Here is a 5,132-nt window from a genome sequence, read left to right on the forward strand (position 1 = left end):
CTTTCCCTACACGACGCTCTTCCGATCTAGCTTTTTTACTTTTTATAAAGAGATTCTTTTAACTTCCGAATTATCTGCTACTTCTAAGAATTGAAAATTATTAGTAAAATCTTGAAATAAATTTAAATCAACAGAAGTTATAAAAAATTGTGATTTTAAACTTAATAATTTATGAATCAGAATATCGCGTTTCTGCTTATCTAAATGTACTAATATTTCATCTAACAATAAAATAGGAGAAATACCATTTTCCATAGTTTTTAAATAGGCATAACATAAAATAATACTCAATAACATATATTTTTGTTCACCTGTGGAAGCAATATTATCGGAAATACTTTTATCTTCCTGAAGAATATTTAGTTTACTCTTATGAATTCCTATGGTTGTTACTCCTAATCTACTGTCTTGTAAACGCATATCATAAAATTTTTGTTTTAGAATTTCTTCTGCCTGCAGGGCATTATTATTTCTAAAAATTTCTTCTACTTCTCCGTTAAGAGTAATTAAAATTTTTTGAAAAGGATTATAATTGCTGTTTATCACCAAATTTAATTTAGTGATAAAATCCATTCTAGCAGCAGTAACTGCTATAGCTTTTTGTGCCATAATTTCTTCTAAAGCATTACTCCATTTACTATTAGATGTTCTTATAACTTTATTACGCTCGCGAACAGCTTGTTCAAAATCTGCCAATAAACTTAAGTGATTGTTATAAAAGTTATAAACTAATCTATCTAAGAACCTTCTTTTATAATTTTTATCACTAAAAAACCAAGAATTTACCTGCGGAGTATACCAAATAATACTAAGGTATTTTCCTAAACTACCTTGAGTTTTAATAACCTGATTATCAATTAGGGTTTTTCTTTTAAGTTTACTAAGAGCATCAAGTTCTATATAGGTTCTTAAATCAATTATTCCTAAGGGACTTTGTAACTCTGCCTTCACCATAAAAGGGGAAGGTTTAGCATTTAAGTTTTGCATCTCTTCAAGGGTAGCATTTCTTAGTCCACGACCCGGTGTAAATAAAGATATAGCCTCTAAGATATTAGTTTTACCGTTACCATTAGCTCCTACTATTACTACGGCTTTAGTATTAAAATCTATAATTACATTAGAATAATTACGAAAATTCTTTAAATATAAGGCATTAATAGCATAGGCTGTACTCACAAAATCCATGCACTAAGCGTTAAATTCGCATTGGCATTAATACGTATATCTCATCATCTAATTCTTTCTTTTTAATTAAAGCCGGTGTTGATGGAGCTAAAAGTGTAATTACAAATTCTTCCTGTTTAATTTGGCTACAAATATCTACTAAATACTTAGCATTAAAGCCGATTGTTAGATCAGCAATACTGGTAGTAATAACACTATCTGTACTATTAGTATCAGCAGGAGCAACAACACTAGGTAGTTTTAATTCTATTTCTTCTTCAGCATAATCACCTTGATCCTCAGCAATAATCTTTAAGATATTATTTTTAATTTCTAGTTTTATAGTTCTAATTTTATCATCACTATATGTAGAAACTAAATTGACTTTGTTTAAGAAATCTACTCTATTTAATTCTAAAATTATTGTATTATTTTTAGGAATAATGTTGTCATATTTAGGAAATTGACCATCAATTAATTTAGAAGTTAGGGTAATATGAGTAAATTTAAAGGTAATTTTAGTTTTAGACAAACTAAGTTTTACAACATCTTCTTTTTGTTTCTCAATAAGTTTATAAACCTCATCAACTGCTTTTTTAGGAATAATGATTGAAGGTAATTCTTTAATTATATTCTTTAATTCCGCTGACCCACTGCCTACTTCGTCATTGGGTAGCGGAATATCAGCTAAAGCCATTTTATGCCCATCAGTTGCTGCAGTTCTTAGCATATCTATACCATCTTTGTTAACCACATGTAAACAAATTCCCATTAGGTAATGTCTAGAATCATCAAGAGCTACAGCAATTTTGGTTTTTTCTAATAAAAATTTTAATTCTGATGTTACTACTTGAAAACTAACCGGTAGATTATCTTTAGGAGTAATAGGAAAATCCTCTACTGATAAACAATTTAACTTACCTTTAAAATGACCGCATTCTAAATGTAAGATATTTTCAACTAATTCAAAATTAATCATAGAATTCGGTGGTAATTTTTTTATGGTTTCAAATAATTTATGTACCGGAGCTGTTGTTTCTCCATCAACTGTGATAGAGGCATCTAAAAATTCCAAAATATCTAAGTCGTTATCTGTACCGTTTAATAATAATTTATCTGTGCGAGCTTGTATTCTTACGTTAGATAAAATAGGAGTAATATGTCTTTTTTCTACTATGCTTTGTACGTTATCTAAACCTTTTAATAGTATAGTTGTATTTATTGAAAACTTCATTATTTTATTACCTTTTAATGCTAATTATTGCTTATTATAACCTAATTTCTAAAAATGCTCACTACTTTTTTAACCTTTTTGAATTATTCTGGAAAGTAACTTAATTTCACTTTCTAAACTTTGGTCTCTAAGCACTTCATCTTGAATTTTTTTAACCGCATACAACACTGTAGTATGATCTCTCCCTCCGAATTTTTTACCAATCTCAGGTAAAGAAGCAGGAGTTAATTCTTTTGCTAAAAACATAGCTATTTGTCTAGGTTTTACAATATTTTTATCCCTTTTAGGTGCACTCATATCTGATAATTTAATAGAAAAATGTTCCGCAACTTTTTTCTGAATAAAATCAATTGACACAACCTTATTTTTATGCCTTAAAATATCTTCTATAGACTTTGTTGCCATATCTAAGTCAATTTTCTGACCAACTAATTGATGAAAAGCCACAATTCTTTTTAAAGCCCCCTCTAACTCTCTAATATTTGAGGTTACGCTATGTGCTAAAAAATTTACTACATCTTTAGGAATTTTAACATTAAGCTGTTCAATTTTAGACTGCAGAATTCCCACCCGTAATTCATAAGTAGTAGCATGAATATCTACTGCCAATCCTGCTTGTAGTCTGGAAATTATTCGTTCTTCTATTTTATCTAAATCTAAAGGAGTTTTATCAGCAGATAAAATAATCTGTTTGCCTTGTTCAATTAAGGCATTAAAAGTGTGGAAAAATTCCTCTTGAGTTTGTTCTTTGCCTCCGATAAACTGAAAATCATCTATCATTAATACATCAGTAGAACGAAACATTTCTTTAAAAGTTATAATATCTTTATTTCTTAGAGATTGAATAAATAAGTTCATAAATTTCTCTGCAGACAAATACAGAAAATTACGTTTTTGATTACTATCTTTAACATGCCAAGCAATAGATTGCATCAAATGGGTTTTACCTAAACCAACTCCGCCGTGAATAAATAGCGGATTAAAATGAATCTTGGTATCCTCAGCCACACGCCTAGCTGCATTATAAGCAAATTCATTAGATTTACCTACTATAAAATTCTCAAATCTATAGCTTGGTTCTAAAATAAAACCTATGGTCTCTTGTTTTTGATAATTAGGAATCGGAACACAAGAATCTTGTATAATTTCTTCTTTAACAAAAGTAGATACTGTAATCTCAATATCTCTAGCTGAAATTGCTAAAGCAGCAAGGGAATTAAATAAACTATCTTTATAATACATTAAAACCCAATTTTTTATAAATTGGCTTGGTACTGATAAATAAAGTACTTCATTGGTAAAAGACCTGAACTGAATAGGCTTAATCCAACTCTCAAAGGCAGTTAATTCTATACTTTCCTGTAATTTTTCTAAAACTTGTTCCCATTGTAATTGTGTGGTCATTAGTCATATAATTGCTTAATAATAGTTGAAAACAATATTATTAGTATCTTATTAAATCTATTTTATTAGGCTAAAGCTTTTACTTTAGCAGAAAGTCTAGAGGTTATTCTAGTAGTAGTATTTCTATGAAGAGTGCCTTTTTGAGCAATCCTAGCTAGTAAAGATTCTACCTCTACAAAGGCTATTCTAGCAACTTCTTTATTGCCTGTTTTTACTGCATCTTCTAGCTTTTTTTTAGCAGTTTTTACTTTGTTAACCCTGCTTTTATTCATTAAATTTCTTTTCTGATTTTTAATAATACTTTTTTTATTACTTTTAATATTTGCCATACATCTCCTCATTCTAGTATTCTATTAGAGATAATAGAATTATTTAATAAGAATATCAATATTTATTTTAGCCTAAACTACCAATCTCTTTACTTTACTATTTTTGACAATTAACACAAAAATAAGTAGCTCTAGAGTTTTGTACAATTTTTCTTATTAGTTCCGTACAATTTTTGTTTGTACATAATTGATTTTCTCTAGAATATACCACAAAATGATTTTGAAAGCCCCCAATTTCTCCACTAGGCTTTCTATAATCTTTTAAAGTTGAACCCCCTAAGATTATAGCTTTTGCTAAAACTTCTTTAATATTTACAGTTAATGTTTGAAGTTCTATTTTTGTAAGAGAATTAGCAACTCTTTGCGGGGAAATTTTTGCACAAAATAAAACCTCTGAGGCATAGATATTACCAATTCCTGCTACTATTTTTTGATTTAATAAAGTAGTTTTAATATTTAAAGAAACTTTTTGTAGCTTTTTAAATAAATATTCAGCATTAAACTCTGTTGCTAAAGCCTCAATTCCAATATTCTTAAAAATAGGGTGTGTATTTATTTTATCTTTTGTAACTAAAGAAATAAAACAACCAAAGCGTCGTACATCATTATATCTAATTTCCATATTATTGTTAAGATACAGAACCATATGGTCATGCTTATCAATTGGTATTTTTTGAGAACAATTATACGTTTTAAAATATCCTGACATTCCAGCATGCATAATAATATAAGTATTATCACTTAAAGAAAATACTAAAAATTTTCCTTTTCTAGTAATACTGTTAATAACTTTATTAAGAATTTCTGTTTTAAAAGAAATATTAACTGGAATTCTGAGCTTTTTTTGAGATAAGTAAACCTTAATTATAGTACTTTTAAGATTAGAATTTAAAGCAAGACGCATATTTTCTACTTCCGGCAATTCCGGCATCTTAATTCCTTAGTTAGTATTAAGATCGGAAGAGCGTCGTGTAGGGAAAGAGTGTAGATCTCGGTGGTCG

General features: G+C 28.6%; 5 protein-coding genes. All 5 read right to left on the reverse strand.

The annotated features are described in order from the left end of the window. Positions 1-42: 42 nt before the first annotated feature. The 5 genes from recF to mutM all read right to left on the reverse strand — a co-directional run bounded on the left by recF (position 43) and on the right by mutM (position 5,062). Complete coding sequence (gene recF / locus ACQCX0_RS05995) at positions 43-1,185, reverse strand: DNA replication/repair protein RecF (protein WP_462563265.1); 1,143 nt, start codon at positions 1,183-1,185, stop codon at positions 43-45. A gap of 10 nt (positions 1,186-1,195) precedes the next feature. Continuing rightward, positions 1,196-2,398, reverse strand: a complete 1,203-nt coding sequence (dnaN, locus tag ACQCX0_RS06000) for a DNA polymerase III subunit beta (RefSeq protein ID WP_462563266.1) — start codon at positions 2,396-2,398, stop codon at positions 1,196-1,198. Positions 2,399-2,467: 69 nt separating this feature from the next. After that, the gene (gene dnaA, locus ACQCX0_RS06005; RefSeq protein ID WP_462563267.1) at positions 2,468-3,802 is read right to left on the reverse strand and encodes a chromosomal replication initiator protein DnaA; all 1,335 of its coding nucleotides are present in this window, start codon (positions 3,800-3,802) and stop codon (positions 2,468-2,470) included. 65 nt (positions 3,803-3,867) lie between these two features. Further along, positions 3,868-4,131, reverse strand: a complete 264-nt coding sequence (gene rpsT, locus ACQCX0_RS06010; RefSeq protein ID WP_462563268.1) for a 30S ribosomal protein S20 — start codon at positions 4,129-4,131, stop codon at positions 3,868-3,870. A gap of 97 nt (positions 4,132-4,228) precedes the next feature. After that, entirely contained in the window at positions 4,229-5,062 is an 834-nt protein-coding gene (gene mutM / locus ACQCX0_RS06015) for a bifunctional DNA-formamidopyrimidine glycosylase/DNA-(apurinic or apyrimidinic site) lyase (protein ID WP_462563269.1), read from the reverse strand. Between the last annotated feature and the right edge of the window lie 70 nt (positions 5,063-5,132).

It is taken from the genome of Candidatus Hepatincolaceae symbiont of Strigamia maritima (assembly GCF_055505085.1).